The 21,396-nt window shown below is 45.1% G+C and carries 18 protein-coding genes; 9 read left to right on the top strand and 9 right to left on the bottom strand.

Going from position 1 to position 21,396, the window contains the following annotated elements:
• Positions 1-5 precede the first annotated feature (5 nt).
• From MNQ98_RS29115 to MNQ98_RS29095, 5 genes are all read left to right on the top strand, one after another.
• Positions 6-1,658 carry a glycoside hydrolase family 13 protein gene (locus MNQ98_RS29115; RefSeq protein ID WP_241934076.1) on the top strand — a complete coding sequence of 551 codons (1,653 nt, stop codon included), beginning with the start codon at positions 6-8 and terminating at the stop codon, positions 1,656-1,658.
• A 225-nt stretch (positions 1,659-1,883) separates the two neighbouring features.
• Positions 1,884-3,053 carry a DUF418 domain-containing protein gene (locus tag MNQ98_RS29110; protein ID WP_481856804.1) on the top strand — a complete coding sequence of 390 codons (1,170 nt, stop codon included), beginning with the start codon at positions 1,884-1,886 and terminating at the stop codon, positions 3,051-3,053.
• 14 nt (positions 3,054-3,067) lie between these two features.
• Positions 3,068-4,180: a sensor histidine kinase gene (locus MNQ98_RS29105; RefSeq protein WP_241931296.1), complete on the top strand. Its 1,113-nt coding sequence runs from the start codon at positions 3,068-3,070 to the stop codon at positions 4,178-4,180.
• 4 nt (positions 4,181-4,184) lie between these two features.
• Positions 4,185-4,793, top strand: a complete 609-nt coding sequence (locus MNQ98_RS29100; protein WP_208916981.1) for a response regulator transcription factor — start codon at positions 4,185-4,187, stop codon at positions 4,791-4,793.
• 109 nt (positions 4,794-4,902) lie between these two features.
• Positions 4,903-5,811: an SMI1/KNR4 family protein gene (locus MNQ98_RS29095; RefSeq protein ID WP_241934075.1), complete on the top strand. Its 909-nt coding sequence runs from the start codon at positions 4,903-4,905 to the stop codon at positions 5,809-5,811.
• Positions 5,812-6,053: 242 nt separating this feature from the next.
• On the opposite strand, the gene MNQ98_RS29090 is transcribed toward MNQ98_RS29095, so the two are convergent.
• A complete protein-coding gene (locus MNQ98_RS29090) occupies positions 6,054-6,935 on the bottom strand; it encodes a LysR family transcriptional regulator (protein ID WP_241931295.1) in 882 nt (293 codons plus the stop codon).
• A 136-nt stretch (positions 6,936-7,071) separates the two neighbouring features.
• On the opposite strand from MNQ98_RS29090, the gene MNQ98_RS29085 reads away from it, so the two are divergent.
• Positions 7,072-7,386 (top strand): antibiotic biosynthesis monooxygenase family protein, encoded by a 315-nt coding sequence (locus tag MNQ98_RS29085; RefSeq protein ID WP_241931294.1) that lies wholly within the window; start codon positions 7,072-7,074, stop codon positions 7,384-7,386.
• A gap of 133 nt (positions 7,387-7,519) precedes the next feature.
• On the opposite strand, the gene MNQ98_RS29080 is transcribed toward MNQ98_RS29085, so the two are convergent.
• From MNQ98_RS29080 to MNQ98_RS29050, 7 genes are all read right to left on the bottom strand, one after another.
• Positions 7,520-8,323 carry an AAC(3) family N-acetyltransferase gene (locus MNQ98_RS29080; protein ID WP_241931293.1) on the bottom strand — a complete coding sequence of 268 codons (804 nt, stop codon included), beginning with the start codon at positions 8,321-8,323 and terminating at the stop codon, positions 7,520-7,522.
• Positions 8,324-8,497: 174 nt separating this feature from the next.
• Positions 8,498-10,483, bottom strand: coding sequence for a methyl-accepting chemotaxis protein (locus tag MNQ98_RS29075; protein WP_241931292.1), 1,986 nt, complete (start codon positions 10,481-10,483; stop codon positions 8,498-8,500).
• 474 nt (positions 10,484-10,957) lie between these two features.
• Entirely contained in the window at positions 10,958-12,118 is a 1,161-nt protein-coding gene (locus MNQ98_RS29070) for a helix-turn-helix domain-containing protein (RefSeq protein ID WP_241931291.1), read from the bottom strand.
• Positions 12,103-13,956: a sensor histidine kinase gene (locus tag MNQ98_RS29065; protein WP_347272238.1), complete on the bottom strand. Its 1,854-nt coding sequence runs from the start codon at positions 13,954-13,956 to the stop codon at positions 12,103-12,105. The genes MNQ98_RS29070 and MNQ98_RS29065 overlap by 16 nt, the downstream gene beginning before the upstream one ends.
• A gap of 95 nt (positions 13,957-14,051) precedes the next feature.
• On the bottom strand, positions 14,052-14,933 hold the full coding sequence (locus MNQ98_RS29060; RefSeq protein ID WP_241931290.1) for a carbohydrate ABC transporter permease: 882 nt from the start codon (positions 14,931-14,933) through the stop codon (positions 14,052-14,054).
• Between the two features lie 16 nt (positions 14,934-14,949).
• Complete coding sequence (locus MNQ98_RS29055; protein ID WP_241931289.1) at positions 14,950-15,840, bottom strand: carbohydrate ABC transporter permease; 891 nt, start codon at positions 15,838-15,840, stop codon at positions 14,950-14,952.
• 113 nt (positions 15,841-15,953) lie between these two features.
• Positions 15,954-17,300: an extracellular solute-binding protein gene (locus tag MNQ98_RS29050; RefSeq protein WP_241931288.1), complete on the bottom strand. Its 1,347-nt coding sequence runs from the start codon at positions 17,298-17,300 to the stop codon at positions 15,954-15,956.
• A gap of 343 nt (positions 17,301-17,643) precedes the next feature.
• On the opposite strand from MNQ98_RS29050, the gene MNQ98_RS29045 reads away from it, so the two are divergent.
• Genes MNQ98_RS29045 through MNQ98_RS29035 form a run of 3 tightly spaced genes read left to right on the top strand, consistent with a single transcriptional unit; the run spans position 17,644 to position 20,693 of the window.
• Positions 17,644-18,129, top strand: coding sequence for a DUF4358 domain-containing protein (locus MNQ98_RS29045; protein WP_241931287.1), 486 nt, complete (start codon positions 17,644-17,646; stop codon positions 18,127-18,129).
• Between the two features lie 6 nt (positions 18,130-18,135).
• Positions 18,136-19,521: an MBOAT family O-acyltransferase gene (locus MNQ98_RS29040; protein ID WP_241931286.1), complete on the top strand. Its 1,386-nt coding sequence runs from the start codon at positions 18,136-18,138 to the stop codon at positions 19,519-19,521.
• Between the two features lie 20 nt (positions 19,522-19,541).
• Positions 19,542-20,693, top strand: a complete 1,152-nt coding sequence (locus MNQ98_RS29035) for a DHHW family protein (RefSeq protein ID WP_241931285.1) — start codon at positions 19,542-19,544, stop codon at positions 20,691-20,693.
• Here the strand turns inward: MNQ98_RS29035 and MNQ98_RS29030 are convergent.
• On the bottom strand, positions 20,647-21,366 hold the full coding sequence (locus tag MNQ98_RS29030) for a hypothetical protein (protein WP_241931284.1): 720 nt from the start codon (positions 21,364-21,366) through the stop codon (positions 20,647-20,649). The genes MNQ98_RS29035 and MNQ98_RS29030 overlap by 47 nt on opposite strands.
• Positions 21,367-21,396: the final 30 nt, after the last annotated feature.

Genomic DNA, 21,396 nt, shown 5'->3' with positions numbered 1-21,396 from the left:
AAGCAATGAGAGAAAAGAGAGAAACCATAACCAGAGAAAAAGACGTAAAGTGGTGGCAGACGGCTGTAGTCTATCAAATTTACCCGAGAAGTTTTCAGGATAGTGATGGAGATGGGATCGGTGATTTGAGAGGAATCATAAACCGGATTGACTATCTGAAATTGCTAGGGATTACTGCTATTTGGTTATCACCTGTCTATAAATCTCCAAATGATGACAATGGTTATGATATTAGTGATTACCAAGACATTATGGATGAATTCGGCACGATGGATGATATGGAAGAATTGATTGCTAAGGCGAATGAGGCTGGCATAAAAATCATTATGGACCTAGTCGTTAATCATACATCAGACGAGCACAAATGGTTTATTGAAGCTAAAAAAAGCCGGGATAATGAATATCGAGATTACTATGTTTGGCGTGATCCCAAAAATGGGGGCGTTCCTAATGGTCTAGGTTCTATATTTAGTGGTTCTGCTTGGGAATTGGATGAAGCAAGCGGCCAGTATTACTTGCATTTATTCAGCAAACGCCAACCAGACTTGAATTGGGAGAACGAAAAAGTTCGCCAAGAGGTCTACGATATGATGAATTTTTGGTTAGATAAAGGTGTAGGCGGCTTCCGTATGGACGTTATCGATTTGATCGGTAAAATTCCGGATAAGGAAATTACGGGTAACGGACCAAAGCTGCATGAATATCTGCAAGAAATGAACCCAAAAACGTTCGGTTCTCATGATGTCCTTACTGTAGGCGAAACTTGGGGAGCAACACCGGAAATTGCGAAGCTTTATTCGGATCCAGCACGAAATGAGCTATCTATGGTGTTCCAATTCGAGCATGTAAGTTTAGACCAGCAAGAAGGCAAAGATAAATGGGATCTAAAACCTTTGAATATTGCGGAGTTAAAAAAGGTTTTGGTGAAGTGGCAAACATCATTGGGTGATCAAGGGTGGAATAGTTTATTCTGGAACAACCATGACTTGCCGCGAATTGTTTCAAGATGGGGTAATGATAAACAATTCCATGATCAAAGCGCGAAAATGTTTGCCGTTCTCTTACACATGATGAAAGGTACACCCTACATCTATCAAGGTGAAGAAATTGGAATGACTAATTATCCTGTTTCGAGTATTGATGAAGTAGAAGATATTGAATCTGTGAATATGTATCATGCTCGCTTGGCTAATGGGTATGCTGTAAGTGATATCATTGAGTCTATTAACGCAAAAGGAAGAGATAACGCTCGTACACCGATGCAATGGGATGGCAGTGACAACGCAGGCTTTACTACCGGTACGCCTTGGTTATACGTTAATCAGAACCACACAACCATTAATGTAAAACAAAATATTGAAAATCCAGATTCTATTTTCTATACGTATCAACGTTTAATCCAGCTGCGTAAAGACAACCCGATTATAGTATGGGGCGACTTTGAACTGATAGAAAATACTCCTGATGATATGTTTGCTTACTATCGCTTATATGAAGGAGAAAGATGGCTCGTTGCTGCGAATATTTCTGAGAAGGAAAATGATTTTTCTGTAGATGAGGAAGTCTCCGAAATCATTATGAGTAACTACAATCGTACAGAAATCGATGTCAAACATCTAACGTTAAGACCGTATGAAGTATTTGCGTTAAAGGTTTAAATGGTAAGGCTCACACGCTTTTTGTGTGAGCTTTTTTCATAAGTAGATCTTATAGGTGTGGGCAGGAGAAAACAGGGGGGGACAAGACCATCTTGGTCAAAATAACTTGTAGACCTACTGCTCATATGACACTGTCATACCAAGTGGCTGACTGGTGTGAATATCGTCTGTTTCTGTTCAGGGATAAGATAAAAGTACGAATGAACGGAGGGGATGATGATCGTTATGAAAGGGACCGGCAGCAGGTTGCGCTTGTTGGACATTTTGAGGGGCTTTGCGGTATTGGGAACGCTGGGCACGAATATATGGATTTTTGCTCATATGGGTGACTTGAACTATATTTTCACCTTTATTGATAATGAATGGTGGACCTCCATTCAAGACTTCGTAAGAGTGTTCGTCCTGTTTCTGGTCAATGGCAAGCTGCTCGGCTTGTTGACCATTATGTTCGGGGTCGGACTGGAGATGAAGTATCAGCAAGCATTAAAAAGAGGAAACGCATGGCCCGGCATTTATATTTGGACATCTGTTATCCTTTTGACAGAGGGATTCATTCATTTCACTCTTGTAATGGAATATGACATTCTCATGAGTTACGGCATCACGGCTATTATTACTGCTTTTATTATAAAAGGCGGAGATCGCGCCATTCGCAGAACGATGAAGATCATCGGCGGATTGCATGGGGCGGTTATGCTACTCATTTTAATCTTCTTTACCTATCTTGCCGTAACAGGTGGCAATATGTCTTTAGGCGATATGAAGGAGACTGTATTGTTATATACGGAGGGTAGTTGGCTTCAGCAGGTAGCGTACAGGCTCGGGAATTTTTTGATACTGCGGTCAGAGGTTCTATTTGTAATCCCGATGAACATTTTTCTGTTCCTGTTGGGCATACGTATAATGAGGTCGGGGGTCTTTGCTCCTGACGAGAATGGCAAGAAAAAACGTAAGAAGCTTTTTCACATTGGATTTTGCGTAGGCCTTCCGCTTAATTTACTTATTTTCATACCCGGTGGATACTTTGATTTGCCTGTGCGCTATTTATTTGCACCCATCCTTGCTATCGGATATATCGGGTTGATCGCTAAACTGGTAGAAGCCAATGAGAAGTTATGGCTGTGGAGCAAGCTTGAACAAGTAGGCAAAATGTCGCTAAGCTGTTATGTGATGCAAAATGTCATTTCTGCAGTCATTTTTTATGGATGGGGCTTCGGATTGGGCGGCAGGGTGGATTCGGTCACCATTGTATTGATCTGGCTCGTGATATGCTATTTCCAAATCATTTTTGCTTCCATATGGCTAAAGCAATTCAAGTATGGTCCAATGGAAGCAGCGCGAAGATTCACCTCAAGTCTCATAAGTAAATCAGTAACGAAAGAGATGAACAAATAAGGTGTGTATGAACGATGAAAAGAAAAATATATCCCCTAGAGCATATTGAAAAATATCTTATGATCGATGTATTTGTCATTATAGTTTTAGTTTTTAACGTGTTCTTTGAAAAAGACACCATCCATTGGGGGATCAAGGTAGGGTTTCTTTTGTTGTTCGTGGCATCTTATTATGTTGGACTATGGTATCGGGACTGGCGGTTGCTTGTGGCCAGTCTCGTTGGCTTCTCATTGCTTTTAACTTTTGGCATTTACGCAGGAAATTGGGTCTTGCTGTACGGCTTTGTATTTGCCGATTTGCTCGGCAGAGCCTATCGGATGGCGATTATGATCGCCGGGATGGCTGGAATTATAGCGATGTTTGTGCTGTTCAGTTGGATTGATGCGGGAAGTCCTTTTGCGTTTTTTTCAACACTGGAACTTCTGTTTATGGTTGCCCAGCTTGTAGTGCCTGTTGTGGTGTATACGAGAGGAAAGGCGAATATCTTGAAGGAAAAGCTGGCAGTCGCCAATGCCCAGCTTGAGCGGTATATTCAGGAGGAGGAACGAAATCGGATTGCTAGGGATCTCCATGATACGCTCGGTCAGACCTTAACGATGATCAAATTGAAAAGTGAGCTAACGATGAGATTGGTGGAGAAAGACCCGGAGAAGGCGAAACATGAGCTGCATGATATTTTGAACACTTCACGTTATGCGCTAAAGCAGGTGAGGGAGCTCGTCACCGACATGAAATTTATATCCCTTAAGAAGGAAGTGGAGATTTCAAAGGATATTTTACAGAATGCTGGCATTGAATTAGTCGTGAAGGATGAGTGGGCCATGCTCACCTTGTCGAACGTGGCCGAAACGATGCTGGCACTTTCCGTTAGAGAAGCCATTACCAACATCATTAAACATAGCTTAGCCGACCAGTGTACGATCACACCATACATTGAGACGGAGTATTACTGTATCCAAGTGAGTGATAACGGGCATGGAAACTTGAGACAGGGAGAAGGAAACGGTTTGAACACGATGAAGGAAAGAATGACGATGCTGCAGGGAGATATGTATATGATGGCAAGTCCGGGCCAAGGAACGGTTATTACGCTTAAGGTACCACTGATAAGCAACGGGAGGGTGTAGCGAGGTGATACGTATAGTCATCGCAGAAGATCAGAAATTGCTTCGGGGGACGTTGACAGCGTTGTTATCTATGGAGGAGGACATGGAAATCGTAGCGGAAGCAGAGAATGGACAGGCGGCATGGGAAGCTATTGGTCATTATGAGCCGGATGTGTGCTTGCTCGACATCGAGATCCCTTTCCTTTCAGGACTTGAAATTGCAGAGAGACTCAGACAAGAAGGACGCTCCACAAAAATCATCATCGTAACGACATTCGCTCGACCCGGATTTTTGCAAAAAGCAATGGAATTAAAGGTAGAAGGCTATTTATTAAAAGATGAACCGATTGATTTCTTAATCCAATCCATCCGCAAGGTAATGGCTGGTGAGCGAGTGATTAGCACTGACTTGGCGGCGGTTCTGTTCCTTAGGGAAGAAAATCCGCTGACCGAACGCGAAACGGATGTGTTACGATTGTCCAAGTCTGGACTGTCGACCAAGGAAATTGCCAAGCAATTATTTCTGACGGAGGGGACCGTCCGGAATTACTTGTCTATCGCCATTCAAAAGCTGGGGGTGCAGACCAGGCAGCAGGCGACTGAAAAAGCGAATGAACGCGGGTGGATTTCGTAGGCAGGGTTAATATCAGTACTAAAAGGTGCTGCAAGCTCTGCCATGTTGGAGAGAGCTATGCTGGAAATGGTATAATTGCAAAAAGGCATTAGAGTGGGAGGCATGAATGATGAGAGAGGATCTTTTGGCACAGCTGGATGAGTGGCATGAAGAAGATGAATTTGAAGAAGTCGTAGATGCCATTATGGAGATTCCTGCGGAGGACAGAGATTATGTACTGATCAGTCATTTGGGCAGAGCGATGAATAATCTCGAACGTTACGAAGAGGCGATTGAACAGTTCTTAACCATTGCAGAAGAGGGTAAGGATGATCCGCTTTGGCATTACCGCATGGGGGTTGCCTATTATTATTTGGAACAATATGATGATGCCTTAAGAGAATTTGAAATCGCAGATCAATTAGATCCTGAGGATGAGGATACTTTGGAGTTCCTGGATTGGATTCGGAGTAAAACCGCTCAGAAGCCTGCAGAAGAGGCCACTGTGTCTAGTGTCCAGTTTGATACGGACTTCGATTTCACGAACTTTTGGGATGACAGTGAGCATGCGTTGGAACAATATGTTTCGGATCCCCCCACAGATGAGCTAATTGCTTCCGTGGAAGAGGAACTGGTCTTCAAGTTGCCAGCTTTCTATATTAATATGATGAGGGTACATAACGGGGGAATTCCCCACAACCGGTGTTTCCCTACAGGGGAAGCAGTTTCCGGGGCAGAAGACCATATTAGGATTTCAGGCATTCTGGGAATTGGACGAGAGAAGAGAAAGTCGCTGTGCGGAGATTTAGGCAGCCGGTCTGTGATTGAGAATGGGGGTTATCCTGAAATTGGCGTGGTGATTTGTGATTGTCCTTCGGAGTCTGGGGTAGTGATGCTGGATTACCGCTCATCCGGAAATGACGGCGAACCAGAAGTTGTTCATGTGGATAAAGAGAATAATCACAAGATTACCAGTCTTGCCCCAAACTTTGAGACCTTTATTCGCGGACTGGTGAATGAGGAGATTTACGAGGTTTAAATATTAGCATGGTTTATCCGGACACCGGCTGGACATATACAACATCTTGGGAAATGCGGATAGGCGCAGGTCTATCAAAGAAACCACTCCAAATTAGCAAATTAGGAGTGGTTTTACTTTATATACTAATATACCTTATGGTACAAACTGACTTAGTGTTTAGATATACTTACGGGGAACCGTACCACAAATAGTGGTAAAGCGAAGGGTAGAGTTGTGAGTTTGAATGAGCGCAATGTAATTTAGATGGGGGCACGATGCGTGATCCATTGTGTAATGAATTCAAGTAGCTTTTTTGTCGCTGGAGAGGCATTTTTAAAAGAATCGGCAGCAATGCCAATAGAACGATAATACTCTCCTTCCAATGGGCGGCAACATACATTGTCAGGGAGTTGTGACAAAATCATTTCGGGGAGAATACTTAACCCTAAACCGTTTTGTACCATGGCGATTATGGCATGGTCATCTTCTAATTCATATTTGGTTTTTGGTGTAAGTTTATTTTGCGAGAAAATTCGCTTTACATCGGTGTCACAACCCGCAATTGGCATGATAAAAGGTTCATCAATCAATTGCTCTAGACGGATGGTTGATTGGCGTTCGAGGGGGTGATTCGAACACATAATGCATACCATCCTATCTTTTTGAAGGGGTACCACATGAAATGCTTCTCGAGTAGGCAGATTTACAAATCCCAAATCAGCAGATCCATCTGCAATCCATTCTTCTATTTCATAGTAGTTACCATCAAGTAGTTTTATTTCAATATGAGGAAACTGATTCTGAAATTGTTTAATGATTTGGGGCAACCATTGAATCGATACACTAGAGAAAGTACCTATCTTCACTGTACCGATTTCGACTCCCTTTAACGCAGCTACTTCTTGATTTAGTTTTTCATTAAGTTGTAGGATTTCTCTGATATGTGGGATCAAGCGTTCCCCATCGTTGGTTAGCCGGATACCCGATCTGTTCCTTATAAGAAGACTCAGTCCGAACTCAAGTTCCAAGCTAGAGACCGCATGACTGATTGCTGATTGTGTTAAATTCAATATCTCTCCTGTTTTGGTAAGACTGCCGAGTTCGACTACCTTACTGAAAATCTGATATTTAATTAGATTCATAATTAATTGTCTCCTCTATAATGCATGAGAAAAATTCATCAAAGTTATTATAAATATTCATTATTTTTATCTTAATTATAATAGTATAATCTGTTTTATACAAAAACATCTACGATTGAAGGGGGGCTTGATCGGAATGGTTCATGAATCAAACGGATCATATTATGCAGTCATATTTTCAAGTCAACGTACGGAGGGGGAAAACGGATATAACATCATGGCTGAAAAAATGGAGCAGCTTGCAACCCAACAACCTGGGTTTTTAGGAGTGGAAAGTGTCAGGGATTCTTCAGGAGTTGGTATTACCATTTCCTATTGGGAGAGCTTGGATGCGATTAGTAACTGGAAGCAGCATCAATCTCACAAAGTTGCTCAGGAGAAAGGTAAGCAAGATTGGTACCAAAATTACAAAGTGAAAATTTGTAAAGTTGAAAGAGAGTATTCCTTTTAACAGACAGTGTGAGTATAAAAAACATCGTCTTCTGTAAATCAGAAGACGATGTTTTTATGAACGCTGCTTTACCAATGAGTAACCATAGATGAACCGTATCATAAGTAAAGGCAAGAAATTCAGTTATAAGTTTTTAAACCCTGTTCCTCTCCATCCATGCAGTAGCCCAGTCAACCAGTGGCCGTTGTTCCAGAAATCGGACTTCGGCGTTTCCGACTCTATGAATTCTGATATTCATTTCTTTATCATATTCCTCGCCTAAGCGGACAAAATCTCCGTCGTCCACAGCTTGTGTTTCGTAAGTTACCCACTTTCGCTTGCCCTCATCCATAATTGCACTGCTTTCATAGACAAATTTCTTAGTAGGATAATTGGCTCTGGTTTCCGCCAGATGCAGCGACGTATTTTTATCATAGCCGACGCCTATTAAGAGCACATGACCGTTCAGTTGATACAATTTATCCAACGGAGAGCCCTTGCTAAAAATATTGCATAAATCATGGTTTTGCGTTAAATATTCCGCATGCTTGCCTACTGCGGCTATAGACCGTGCAGGGTGATCTGATCGTTTGGATCCCGGCCACTTGCGAAACATTTCGGCCACGGCTCCCATGCTGATCGCAGGAGTAATTTCTTTATCATAGGCGGGCCAGTGTTCCCGAATAATCGGCCACCATTCCATAGGTTCTTCCCAGTGGACGCCTGTTGAAGGATCGAGATTCTTCCATGTCTGGGATGGCATCATCAATGTCCCTTCTTCACCGACAATTTCAAGAAGGGACCGAATTAATGTTTCGGGTCCGCCTACAACAAAACCGAGTTTGCTTAAAGAAGTATGTACGAATATGTGTTGTCCTTTTGTTAGTCCGCAGTTTTTAAATTGGTTGATTAGATCTTCTTTCGTTAAGATGGCTCTTGTTTCTTTTGTTTCAGTCATATTATCTCCGCCTTTCATTAAAAAAAGACAACCCCGCTGCAAGTAGCGGGGTTGTCTCTAGCGTAGCCAGGGAAGCAGTGCCCTTCGATTCATTTTCTATATTATACCAGCGGCATTCATTTACAACAATAGCTCCTGGCAGAAAAATTTCCGTTACAGCAGCGATCGCTAGAACTACTCTGTCCGCTTCAATTTGAAGCGGAGCACTAGTGACTGCAATTCTTCGGCGATGCCGGAAAGATGCGCAGCGGAGGCGGCAACTTCCTCCATCGAAGCGTTCTGTTCTTCACTCGAAGCGGCGACAAGGTCGACCTCTTGTCCAGTGGCCTGGCTAAGGGCACTAGATTTATCAAACGCCGTGATCATCGTTTCATTCGATTGCATCAATCGTTCACTGACGCTAGTCACTTGGCCGAGCTGCGTGTCAATGCGTCCAATCGCTTTATACATCTCCTTGAACTGCAACTCGACCGATTGCGTCATATCGCTTCCGGTTGCGGCAGATTCCACGCCTTCCTCCATGCGTCCAACCATGTGGCGGGCACGTTCCTGCACCTCCCTGATCAAGGTGGCAATCTTCTCGGCAGCAGACGCTGTCTGATCAGCCAGCTTGCGCACCTCCAGAGCAACGACGGCGAATCCGCGGCCTTCCTGACCGGCTCGCGCCGCTTCAATGGAGGCGTTTAGCGCAAGTAAATTGGTCTGTGAAGCAATTTCCTGAATGAAATTCGTTACCCCGCTAATTTCCCCGGCAACCCGGTTTAGCTCCTCCGTCTCATTCTTAGAGCGATTGGAGTCCTCAAGAATGGTATCCATCTGTTGTCTCGCGGCGCCGAGAGATTTCTCCCCTTTGTTCGCCAGAACATTGATCAATTGAGACATTTCAGTGCTCTTATGTATAGTGCGAATGGCATCGTCGAGTTCCTGCTGGGCAAGCTCAGCCGTCCGTTTAACGGCGTCCATGCTTACATTCATATCAGACGACATGGACGATATTTCTTGCATGGAGGTGGCGACTTGTTCAATCGTTACGACGTTCTGTTCTGAAGTAGCGGACAATTGCTGCGAAGAAGCAGATATTTGCTCAGAATGATCGGTAATTAGCAGCAGTACATCGGATAACGATTGCGACATCGTATTGAAGTTCGATTGCAGTTGCCCAATCTCATCCGTTCTTCCGCTCTCGATGGACCGGACAGTCAAATCGCCTTGGGCGATGGAGTCGGTCAGTTGCTTCAATTGCAGTACAGGCCGTATCATCCGTTTCATGAATAGCCAAATAAATAAGGAAATGAGGGCTAGCAGCAGTGCGATAAACAGGAACGAAATCCACAACAAGGGTCCGGTTTTATGATTAATTTCACTCCAATCAATGACGGATACAACGTTTAAGCCGAGCGCATTTTGCTTGTCAAAATGGTAATATTCCTGAAGATCTTTATCGGCAAGCATGAACGTGCCGTGAGCTTGATTGCGCATCACTTGGAATCGCTCGTCTTGAAGCGGCTCGCCTTGCTGGAATCGCGGATGCGACAGCGTTACGTTGTTCCGATCGAACAAGCTGACATATCCCTGTTCTCCGATCTTGTATGTACTTACCAGCTCGTTTAAATGATCTATGGCGACATCGATTCCAGCAACGCCTGAACCGTCGGAAAGCGTCTTGGCAAATGTAATGACGTAGCTTCCAGTTACGACGTCGATATATGGAGACGTCATAATGATCTGACCTTTATTCTGAATTGCTTGCTTGTACCATTCGCGAGTAGTCGGATCGTAACCTTTGCCGTCCTTTTCAGAAGAATTGTAGTATCGATTGTCGTAGAACATGAAAGCGGCCAACACATTATCGATGTCTTCCTCTATATGGATGATACGGTCTTTGATATACGTTTCCGATTTTTCTCCTGAAGGAACATGGAGATCGGCAAAGCTGTCAATTGTGACGGAATAGTCACTGTGCGAATTATTAAGAACATGAGTAACCATTGTTGTAACGGCTTCGACTTGGGACAACAATTCGCGCTCTAGTTGGTTGCGAGCAAGTTGTGTCAAGGAAAGGCTTAGAATGACGGTGGGGACGGCGATAAGAAAGACAAGGAAGAGCAGCATCTGCCTAGATAGGGATGCTTTATAACGGGTAAACATTTTTTTGATCATCTGTGATGACTCCTCTCAAAGCTGTAAGATAATTAGTTGCTTAGGGCGACAATATTAATATTTAATATTTATCGGAAAATTGGAAATAAAAGTGTATATAAAACACGTTCTTAAACAATAGTAATTAGTGGAAGATAGTAATAACAGCCCCGAACCCGTGATTTAATAGATTGAAATTACTGAAAATGACGGACAGCAGTGTAACCTTTATTACAACCGGACAGAGGCATAGAATGTTAGGCGCGTATGTAAGTGCGAAGTAAACGAAGTATCAAAAAAGGGATGGATTTAGCGTATTGGCTATCCATCCCTTTTAAATTTAGCTGTTCTAGCTTGTAAGCAGAGCCGTACCACAAATAACGGTTGACAAAGTAACCACAGTTTGATGAAGTGACCCCAAAAAATTAGGAGTGGTTTTACTTTATATACTAATTTCGGGAGGTCTTTTTTTAGTTTCGGCTGCCGGAACGCCGACTATGAGTTTTGACGATACTTGCTTGGCGTGACGCCGTACTTTTTGCGAAACAACTGGGAGAAATGCCGCATGTCCTGATAGCCGATCCGTACCGCGATCTCCGCCAGCTTCAGCTTTGGATTTTGCAGCAGCTGCTTGGCCTGTTCCAGTCTCAATTGAATCACGTACTCCTTGAAGCCGCAGCCTGTTTTTTGTTTAAACAGCTGACTGAAGTAAACCGGATTCAGATAAACGACGGACGCAACCTTATCCAGTGATAAATCCGCATGATAATGCGTTCTGATATATTGCAGGGCTACCTCCACCGCCTGATCCCCGCCGCTGGCATAATGCTCATAAACCTGTGTCGAGGACGCTTTCCACATGCGCTGAACTTCCCCGGGCACCTGGTTGAAATCGCTTATCCGCTCTGTACTCATGATTTGGAAGGGCACCTTCAAATACTTGATCAAATGTCCTCTCAGCTGTTCGATCAGGATGGGAAGGCCGGTGCTTTCGTTCAAGGTAACGAGCCCCAAGAGGCTTTTGTTATCCAAAATGCTGACAAAACCGTTCCCATATTTATGGATCAACTCCTCCAGCACGTTTTCGATAATAAAATGCTCCAGCCTCACGACTTTATCCGTCTCCATCCTGACCATCAGAAGGTGGAAATCCGGATGGCTCTCCATAAAAGGGTGGATATCGATGCGTCCGATATCCAATCCCGATGCCCAACGCTTAAAGACGGCCTCCCGCAAGTATTTGCGGTTCGCCTGAAGCAGCTGTGCCTCCTTTGTCAGCCGGTTTTCCCGCTCGATCTCCTCGCTCAGCTTATCGATCATCTGGCCCAGCACATCCTTGCCGATCGGCTTAAGGAGATAATCCTTGGCTCCCAAACGGACGGCTTCCTGGGCATAGGCAAACTCGGAATAAGCGGAAATGACTACCCATTTCATATACGGATATCTCTTGCTCGCGATATTCATCAGTTCAAGTCCCGTCATGCTCGGCATGAGGATATCCGTCAGCACAATATGGATCCTGTGGTTGCGCAGGATAATCAGCGCTTCTTCCGGGTTAGACGCCAAATAGGTGCGAAATTTGGGAAAGCGTTGCCGTAATGTCCGCTGAATTCCCTCCCGAATGACCGTTTCGTCATCAACTATGAGAATGTCCATTCCTCTCCACCTTTCCCGGGCAGGGGAATAACGATCGTCACCGTTGTCCCTATTCCGCTTTGGCTCTCAATTCTTAATCCGTAGTAATCGCCAAACATGAGTTTTATCCGCCGGTGTACATTCGGCAGACCGATGCCGCGTCTTGTCGGTTGATCAGGGAGTTCGGCATTATTCACGGTAAAAGCGCGACCTTTCTCTTCCTCATCCTTGTTCCGTTTCGTCCCGCTGTCTGCAAGCGACTCCCTGATTTGCTGCAGCATCCATTCCTCCATACCGACGCCGTTATCGGCAATAACGATGTGAAGCTCCCGTTCATCAACTTCCGTATACACTCGAAGCACGCCCGGACGGTCTAGCGGTTCCAGTCCGCTTTTGACCGCATTCTCAATAATCGGCTGAATGGTCATCTTCGGCAGCACAACATTCAGCCAGCGGCTGTCGACTTGAATATCGGCATGGACCCTACCCTCCAGACGGCTTTCAATAATCGTCATATAATGGCGCATCTGATCGATTTCCTGCTCAAGCGTCGTCCGGGAGGCTTCCTGCCAGTCGCTGCTGTACCGGAACATATGCGACAATGCCAGGACGACGCGTCCTAGCCTGTCATTCTCCCGTTCGTCCAGCATCCAGTAGATCATATCGAGCGTATTGTACAAAAAATGGGGATTCACCTGGGATTGCAGCGCCTGAAGCTGTGCATTCTTCTCGCTAATGGACGCACTCGTGATCCCGTCGATCAGATCATCCATCCGGTTCACCATCCGATTGAAGGACGATACCAGACTGTTGATTTCCTCAAACGACTTCACGTTCACGGAACCTCTGAAATTCCCCATTTCCACCTGTTTCATCTCACGGATCAACAGTTTTAACGGAGAAGCAATATTACGGGAAATCAAGGTGGCCAAGGCGGTGGATATCAGGACCAGAATCAGGATGACATACAAGAGATACTGCCTTGTTTTATCCACTTCGGCGCTGATGTCTCCCTTGGGCGTCAAGCCGTATACTGTCCATTCGGCCATGGCGGCGTTGGCTGCCACAATAAGTTGATCGCTCTGGTTGTCGACAAGAATTTGATCATTCCGGGGACGGGGAAGCTGCCCGAAGCGGAGGGTCTGTACCTTCTTGTCATCTGTGGAAGCGATGACGCGGCTGTCTTTATCGACAATATAAACCTGACTGTTCGGGCTGATAGTCACATTGGATAGGGCGGCCAGGATGGGCCCGGGCTTGGTTTCAATCAGAACGACTCCCTGTTCTTTTTGGCTCGTTAAATCAAACAGCTTGCGGCCAAACACAAAGACGGGATCCTCCTGAAAGCTGTTGATGACGGAGTTTCGGAACAGGCCCATCCAAACCATCTCCCCATCCGAGTCCTGAAGCTTTCGGTACCACTCCGAAGAAGAGTAATCGACATCCACCACACCTGCATATCTGGGTTCATAATGGTAGCTCTTTCCCGCCCTGCTGATGACATGAATCCCGACGATATCATCCCGTGAAAAATAAATGGCGCCAATGATATTGGTGATGGTCCGTTCGTCGATGACGCTAAGCGAAGGATTTTGGCTCTTGTCCCTTTCCTGGAGCAGCCTTAACAGCTCATAATTGCTGTTCAGCGATTTGGTAACGCTGTTATATCCCTCAAGGAGCAGATTGAACAGCCCGGCCGTCTGGGAGATGTTTTTCTCCGCCATGTCGCTGATTTTTCCATGGATAATATCCGTAATTTTCTGATAATACAGAAAGCTTCCGATCAATAGGAGTGCCGTCATACTTGAAAGAAACAGCAGAAACAAACGATTATGAATAGTATGCTTGCTGCGGCCCACGATAGTCCTTCTCCTTTCAAATATGCGGTATAAAGTCCTTATTTCACCATAACACCGTAGGTATATATCCGTATACGGAAAAAGGAGGATGAAAGTTAACCTTTCACCGCTCCTGAAACCATACCTTTTGTAATTTTATCTGCAAGCAAGAAGTAAATCAGAATGACGGGCAAAGCCCCAAGCACGAGGAAAGCGCCGATAGCCCCGTAATTTACCGAGTACTGGCTGACAAAGCTGTTTACTCCGAACGGAAGCGTCTTTAGCTTTTCGGCAGAAATAAACGTTGCCGCCAAAATGTACTCGTTCCAGATATTAATGAAGGTTAGAATACTGACCGTCATCATCGGAGGAACCGAGATCGGCAGGATAATGCTGCGGAAAATCCGGAATATCCCCGCTCCGTCAATGACTGCGGATTCCTCAATCTCGTGCGGTATAGACTTCATAAAACCGCTTAGGATGAACACGGCAATCGGTGTCTGAAAAGCGATGTAAGGAAGTATGATCGAAAGATGCGTGTTCAGAATGCTCAGATTTTTAAAAATAATCATGAGCGGCAGCAGGGTAGCTTGAAGCGGGATCATCATCCCGATCAAAAAGACCAGTAGCACCATCTGCCCATATTTCCAACGGAATCTGCTGATGGCAAAGGATGCAAGCGAACTCAGCAGCAGCACGCCCGCCATGGTGATCGAAGTTACGAAAAAACTGTTCAACAGATACCGGAAGTAGTTGCCGGAATTCACCGCAGCGGTAAAGTTATTCCACTGCGGGGCGGTCGGCAGCGAGAAGAAGCTGCCCGACAGGATTTCCTCATTCGTCTTCAGCGAGTAAATCAAAAGCCACAGCAGCGGATACAGCTGCGTTATAAGCAGAACGGAAAGGAACAGCAGAACAAGTCCCTTGGCAACGGATATCTTTTTCTTTTTTTCTACAGTCAGCGGTTTGCCCGAAAAGGCCGGAACGGTCCGACTCATGGCTGCAATCCCTCCTTCACGTATATTTGCGCTCCAGCCGGGAGAACAGGAAGTTAATGATGACGGTTGCCGTCAGGCACAGCACGACAAGAAATGCCGCGATGGAGCTTCCGTACCCGTACTTCATGGATAAGAAGGACATGTTGTACATATGGGTGGAAATCACGTCCGTAGCGTGTGCCGGTCCGCCGCCCGTCATGACCATAATCATGTCAAACGCCTGCAGGGACCCGATAAAAGCAAGCACGATCGATATTTTAAAGATCGGAATATTCATCGGAAACGTAATGTGCCAATCGGCCTTCAAGCCCTCAGCTCCATCGATTTTTGCCGCTTCGATGACATCGGTGGGTATATTCTGGATCCCGGTGAACTGAATGAGCGTATGGTATCCCAAGTACTGCCATAAGGCGACAAAATACAAGGAGTACATCGCTACATCCGGGTCTGTCAGCCAAGCCCTTGTCCAATCGTTGAGATGAAGGGCTTCGAGTAACTGGTTCAGCATGCCACCCATGGAAGCGGGATTATAGATCGTTTTCCACAGCTGGCCGATAATGACCACGGACAGGATCACCGGAAGAAAGTAACTGGATACGAGAAAATTCGGTTTTTTGATAAAACGGTTCAGCAGTATGGCGACAAACAGGGCCACTGGAATCTCCAGCATGGAAAAGACGGCAAACATCAGGGTGCGCTTAACGGAAGGCCAGAAAACCGGATCGTCAAACAAAAGCTTTTTGAAGTTGTCCAGACCTATAAAACGGGATTCGCCAATGCCGTTCCAATCAAGCAGCCCGCTATACATCGATACCAGAATCGGGACAAATACAAGACACACATAGAGCAGCAAACACGGCAGCACGAAAGCGGCTATCGTCCATTTGGAGACTCTCAAAACATTCACGTTAAGGCTCTCCTCCTCAATCAGTCCAAATATCAGAGCCGATAATGTATACGCAGGATTCGGCATGGAGGGATCTTTCGGGAAGATCCCTCTATACCGTACGGTTACAGTTTCTATTTATTGCTTTCAAAAGCGGCTTGATGCTCTTTTGCCACTTCCGCAGGATCCTTCTGTTGAACGAACAAATTCTGGATACTCGTCAAGTGGGACTGGGAAGTTCCCGGATTCATCGTGTTGTCAAAAGCAATATCCCCGCCTTTAACCTGCTTAAACAGGTCCAGCACCTCCATCGACATATCCGAATATCCGGCAGCCTTAAAGTCTCCTTCCACTTTTTGCCCCAGACCGATGGCCCCTTTGACCTCAAACGCTATTTTCGGGAATTCCAGCATAAAATAGTTAAGAAAGTCCTTGGTTTCCTCCAGGTGCTTACTGTTTGCGGATATCGCAAACGCGCTTCCCGGCGCCAGCATAAACTCGTCAGGATTGCCTTTGCCGTTCACGGTCGGAAATTTGAAGACGCCGACTTTACTGCTTACGGAGGAGGTTTCTATGCCACCCGTCGCCCAGCTGCCCATGTAATACATCGCAGCCTTGCCGGTTTTGAATAGATTCTCGCCGGCGTTGTAATCAAAGGACGTTACCCCTTCCTGGAAGGCTCCGGCTTGAATCAGGTCCTGCATGCTTGCTACCGCTTCCTTGAATGCGGGATCCTCAAACGTTTTCTTGCCGTCCGCCACATCCTTCAGAAATCCGGGTCCGTCGTTAGTACGAAGCAGAATGTTCATGAACAGGAAGGAACCGGTCCAGGTGTCCTTTTCCCCGATCGCCATCGGCTGAATGCCCTTCGCCTTCAGCTGCTTTACAACGTCCACCATTTCTTCAAAGGTCGTCGGCACTTTTACGCCGGCTTGATCAAACAGCTCCTTGTTGTAATAGACCAGCCCGATATTGTTGCCGTCGGGAAGCGCATACAGATTTCCGTCAAAGGTATACCAATCCAGGATCCCTTCCTGGAACGTGTCCTTAAGCCCGTTCTTTTCCACCATATCATTGAGCGGGGCTAACAGCTTGGCGTCAACAAACGGTTTCATTTGTGCGGACGGATTTACAACCGTAATGTCCGGAACCTCTTTGGAGGCGGCTTGGGTCTTCAACTTGAGCTTTTGCTGGTCAGTATTCAAGGAGTCGAGCTCAATCTTGATGTTCGGATTTTTAGCCTCGTAATCAGCTACGATCCGCTTCAGCATGGCGTCCTTGGGATCCGTGGGGTCAGTAAAGATATTTTGGAACGTAATCGTAATTTTCTCCTGCTTTGTCTGCCCGGTTCCCCCCGTATCGTTAGAAGCAGTGCTTGATCCGGCCGCATCTTTAGATGTGGATCCACCGCCGCATGCCGTCAAGCTGACTGCCAGGATACCCGCCATCACTAAGGAAAGAACATTCGACTTCTTTAGCATTCGTAATCCCCCTTGTTTATTTGAATAGTTCCATTATCCCTTGGTCATGACAGCCCTTACAATGCGTGAACTTAAGATATGATGTTTGCTTTCTTTAGATGTTGCATATTTTCAACAGAAACAACCGTCCGGGACAAGTCCGGACGGTTCGTATAAGTAAAAGCCGAGATTTTTTAAAGCCATAATGCCGTTTTAGCCGTGCTGGTCATACCGGTTAGCCCGGCTGATTGCCTGAATCCTGTAAATTCTGGGAAACACATATATGGTGAAACCTTTTATTTACTTCACACGTCGTAAATCTAAGAACAAGCAATACCAATACACATCAAGGAGAGTATACACCATGAAAAAACAATCTTTCGTTCTTATGCTAGCAATCGTATTAACTCTAGCGCTTAGCGCATGTTCCAGCAATGAGGCGGCACCGATCGAATCAACTGTACCTGTGAAAGAAATGGTTGATAAGATGATTACAGAAGTAGAGCAACCGGGATTAATTGAGCTAGATGAAGATTCAGTGAAGCAGCAATACCATTTAGATCCTTCCTTGCTAGAGGAATATACCGTTAGAATTCCGATGATGAATGTGAAGTCGAACGAAGTTTCTGTCTTCAAGGTCAAGGAAGAGAAAGATATCCCGACCATCGAGACCGCTATTAAACAACGTGCGGAAGACGTGCAAAAACAATTCGAAACATACCTTCCGGACCAATACGAGAATGCCAAGAACTATAAGCTTGTTACGAAAGGCAACTATCTGTTATTCTTTATTTCCGAAGACGCTGATGAACTTGTGAAGTCATTCGATAGTTTCTTTGTTCAAAAATAGTCCTCTATGCTATTCAGCAGCCTACTGTTCCTATTCGTGTTCTTGCCGTTCGTCCTTGCGCTGTATTACATTTCGCCTTGGCGAATTAAAAATCTTATCTTATTCTTAAGCAGCCTCATCTTCTATGCGTGGGGCGAACCGGTATACATTGTCATCATGTTGCTGTCCACCTTTACAGATTACAGCTTCGGTCTACTACTCAGTAGGCCGAAGCTAAGTGCTGTTCAACGGAAGTGGATTGTCGTATGTTCCATTGTCGTAAATCTGGGATTGCTATCATACTTCAAGTACGCAGATTTTCTTATTCTGAATGTGAATGAACTACTTGGAACGAATATCCCTTTAACAGACCTACCGCTCCCAATCGGCATATCATTCTATACGTTTCAATCCATATCCTACATTATTGACGTATATCGTGGGACGGCAAAAGCACAGCGCAACTGGATTGACTTTGGGACGTTCGTTGCCTTGTTCCCACAATTGGTTGCAGGCCCCATTGTTCATTACAATACCGTTGCTGAGCAATTACGTAAGCGTTCGGTGAATATCGAGAAGTTTGCAGAAGGAGTCAGGCGCTTCACGATTGGATTGGCCAAAAAGGTGCTGCTTGCCAATAATATAGGACTACTATGGGATACCATCTCTACGTCTAACCTCGATACCATGCCTGCATTAACGGCTTGGCTAGGCATTATTGCTTTTGCTTTTCAAATCTATTTCGACTTTAGTGGTTATTCCGATATGGCTATTGGACTTGGTCTTATGTTCGGATTTCAATTTAACGAGAACTTCAACAAGCCTTATACCGCCCAGAGCATTACTGATTTCTGGCGCAGATGGCATATTTCGCTTGGAAGTTGGTTCCGTGATTACGTCTACATCCCGCTTGGCGGTAATCGCCGAGGACTCGGCATTCAATTGCGCAATATTCTAGTTGTGTGGATACTTACAGGTATTTGGCATGGAGCAAGTTGGAATTTCTTATTGTGGGGGTTGTACTTCGGCGTTATTCTTATCATCGAAAAATGGTGGGGTTTACGGTTACTGAGTCGCTTACCACGCTTCGTAAGACACATCTATGCACTCTTACTTATCCTCATTGGATGGGTGTTGTTTGCTTTTGATGAACTTCCTATGGGGCTGGGCTATTTACAAGCGATGATGGGATTCAATCACCAACCACTCTTGGACAACACTACGTTATACTTTGCGTATACAAACGCGATTTTGATTATAGTATTGATTATTGCATCCATGCCAAGGAAACAATCCACGAAACATGATACTAGGCATCTATTGCCTCTCGTCTGGTATGGTTTACTATTCTTCCAATCGGTCGCCTACTTAGTAGACGCAACATTTAACCCATTTTTATATTTCCGATTCTAACTATGAGGAGGCTGTAGTTGATGAAGCAAAGGGCAGATCAGTTACTAGTTGGGGGATTTGTCCTAACGCTGTTTCTCATGTTTTTAACCTTTCTCTTACTTCCAAAGGAACACTTCTCCGAGTTAGAAAATCGCGTTCTACAGAGCGCTCCAAATCTGACATGGGACAATCTTTTGTCCAAAAAGTATGCCGAAGATGCTGAAAGTTTCGTAACAGATCAATTTCCTTTTCGTTCAAAGTGGTTAGCGGTTAAATCCTCTGTTGAACAATTACGGCTACAGCAAGAGAATAACGGGATTTATAAAGGACATTCGGGCTATTTGTTCGAAAAGTTCGTTGAACCTGATTATTCAAAGATTCAACAATATGCGGAATCTATAAAACAATTTGCCATTAGCCATCCAGAAGCGAACACCACTTTTATGCTCGCACCTACATCGGTTGGCATTTACGCTGATCGGTTACCCTGGCTAGCTCCAAACTACCCTCAATCTAAGGTAAATCAATATATCGCTGATTACGTGCGGGGCAGCGTGTCGTTTATGGATGGATTTGAGTTCCTGAGCCCATATGCTTCAGAACCGATTTACTATCGAACTGATCACCATTGGACGACGAATGGTGCCTACTTAGCTTATGTAGCCTATGCCGAGAAGATGGGCTGGCATCCCTTGTCCAAGAAGGAATTCCATATTCAGACCGTGAGCAATTCGTTTCTGGGAAGTTACCATACCCGGAGTCAGTTTAACGGTGTAACTCCGGATTCCATTGAAGTCTACAAGCCTATTCAGCCCACATCGACCGAGATGTATATCGCAGATACAGGTGAAACGTTAACGAACATGTACGATGCCAGCTTTTTAGACAAAAAGGATCAATATTCCCACTTCTTAGGTGGGGTTCATGCCCTTATGAAGTTTACAAGTAAGCTTGATCCACATGTTATCAAACAAGAGAAGCTGTTAGTCATCAAAGACTCCTACGCTCATAACGTAATCCCATTCCTAACACTACATGTGCCAGAGATCCATGTGATCGACATACGTTATTATAACGGTAGCATCAGCGACTATATGTCCGAGAATGGCATTAAGGACGTGCTATTACTCTTCAATACAACCACTTTTATTGACAATTCTGCACTCTTGAAATTGGATACGAAGAAAAAATAATCAGGTAATATGCGATCCAAAAACATCCAACCGCAAGCGCCAGTCCATGAGCAACTCGGATCGGCTGAGTTCCGGTAAACTGCGGAAGGTACATCAGAATACCGAAAGCAAAAGGGATACCGCTCCATTTGGCCATCGTCCTGGATTTCCAAATCGCAATAGCTGCCAGGACTGAGCCAACGGCTGCTATAATAAGCCCCGCCAGGATCATGAAGAAACCGGGACCCAGACGGATATCATTAGAGAGATTCATTAAGTCCGTACTTTGCTGCTTGATTGCTTCCTGGCCGATTGCATGCAGACTGAAAACCTCAGCTCCATAAAACGGCAGGGTTAACCCTGTCCCTACCCAAATTAAAACAAGACCACGAAGCACAAGCTTTTCCACAAAAGTGTCTTGGAGCGAGAGATAAAGACCGAACATTCCGATTGTCAAAAATATGAACGCCAGAATGGCCATAGTGTGCGAGACGATCCATTCTGTTGAAGCGAATGCTGCAGCCCCTAGCAAAGATTTCTCATCGGAAAAAGGACGTAAGGAAGGGTAAAAGACAAACAGAATTCCGGCGATAGTTAGCGCAATAGCCGCAAATCGCATAAAGGAAGGATTAGCGGACCGTCTTGGAACAAACGGATGGTCCTTGCGTGCCATATTGGCTGTCTTTTCTAACATAGGCTCTGCTCCTTTATAAATAAAATAACT

The organism is Paenibacillus sp. N3/727, from assembly GCF_022637315.1.
Classification (GTDB): Bacteria; Bacillota; Bacilli; order Paenibacillales; family Paenibacillaceae; genus Paenibacillus_AQ; species Paenibacillus_AQ uliginis.
Note: the sequence above shows the minus strand (reverse complement) of the source record. Positions and strands in the feature narration are given on the sequence as shown.

Coding starts and splice junctions, on each gene's coding strand:
- MNQ98_RS29060 (WP_241931290.1), bottom strand. CDS start 14,933: ATGAGTCGGACCGTTCCGGCCTTTTCGGGCAAACCGCTGACTGTAGAA.
- MNQ98_RS29030 (WP_241931284.1), bottom strand. CDS start 21,366: ATGTTAGAAAAGACAGCCAATATGGCACGCAAGGACCATCCGTTTGTT.
- MNQ98_RS29050 (WP_241931288.1), bottom strand. CDS start 17,300: ATGCTAAAGAAGTCGAATGTTCTTTCCTTAGTGATGGCGGGTATCCTG.
- MNQ98_RS29035 (WP_241931285.1), top strand. CDS start 19,542: ATGAAGCAAAGGGCAGATCAGTTACTAGTTGGGGGATTTGTCCTAACG.
- MNQ98_RS29080 (WP_241931293.1), bottom strand. CDS start 8,323: ATGACTGAAACAAAAGAAACAAGAGCCATCTTAACGAAAGAAGATCTA.
- MNQ98_RS29040 (WP_241931286.1), top strand. CDS start 18,136: ATGCTATTCAGCAGCCTACTGTTCCTATTCGTGTTCTTGCCGTTCGTC.
- MNQ98_RS29090 (WP_241931295.1), bottom strand. CDS start 6,935: ATGAATCTAATTAAATATCAGATTTTCAGTAAGGTAGTCGAACTCGGC.
- MNQ98_RS29105 (WP_241931296.1), top strand. CDS start 3,068: ATGAAAAGAAAAATATATCCCCTAGAGCATATTGAAAAATATCTTATG.
- MNQ98_RS29045 (WP_241931287.1), top strand. CDS start 17,644: ATGAAAAAACAATCTTTCGTTCTTATGCTAGCAATCGTATTAACTCTA.
- MNQ98_RS29110 (WP_481856804.1), top strand. CDS start 1,884: ATGAAAGGGACCGGCAGCAGGTTGCGCTTGTTGGACATTTTGAGGGGC.
- MNQ98_RS29075 (WP_241931292.1), bottom strand. CDS start 10,483: ATGATCAAAAAAATGTTTACCCGTTATAAAGCATCCCTATCTAGGCAG.
- MNQ98_RS29085 (WP_241931294.1), top strand. CDS start 7,072: ATGGTTCATGAATCAAACGGATCATATTATGCAGTCATATTTTCAAGT.
- MNQ98_RS29115 (WP_241934076.1), top strand. CDS start 6: ATGAGAGAAAAGAGAGAAACCATAACCAGAGAAAAAGACGTAAAGTGG.
- MNQ98_RS29070 (WP_241931291.1), bottom strand. CDS start 12,118: ATGGACATTCTCATAGTTGATGACGAAACGGTCATTCGGGAGGGAATT.
- MNQ98_RS29095 (WP_241934075.1), top strand. CDS start 4,903: ATGAGAGAGGATCTTTTGGCACAGCTGGATGAGTGGCATGAAGAAGAT.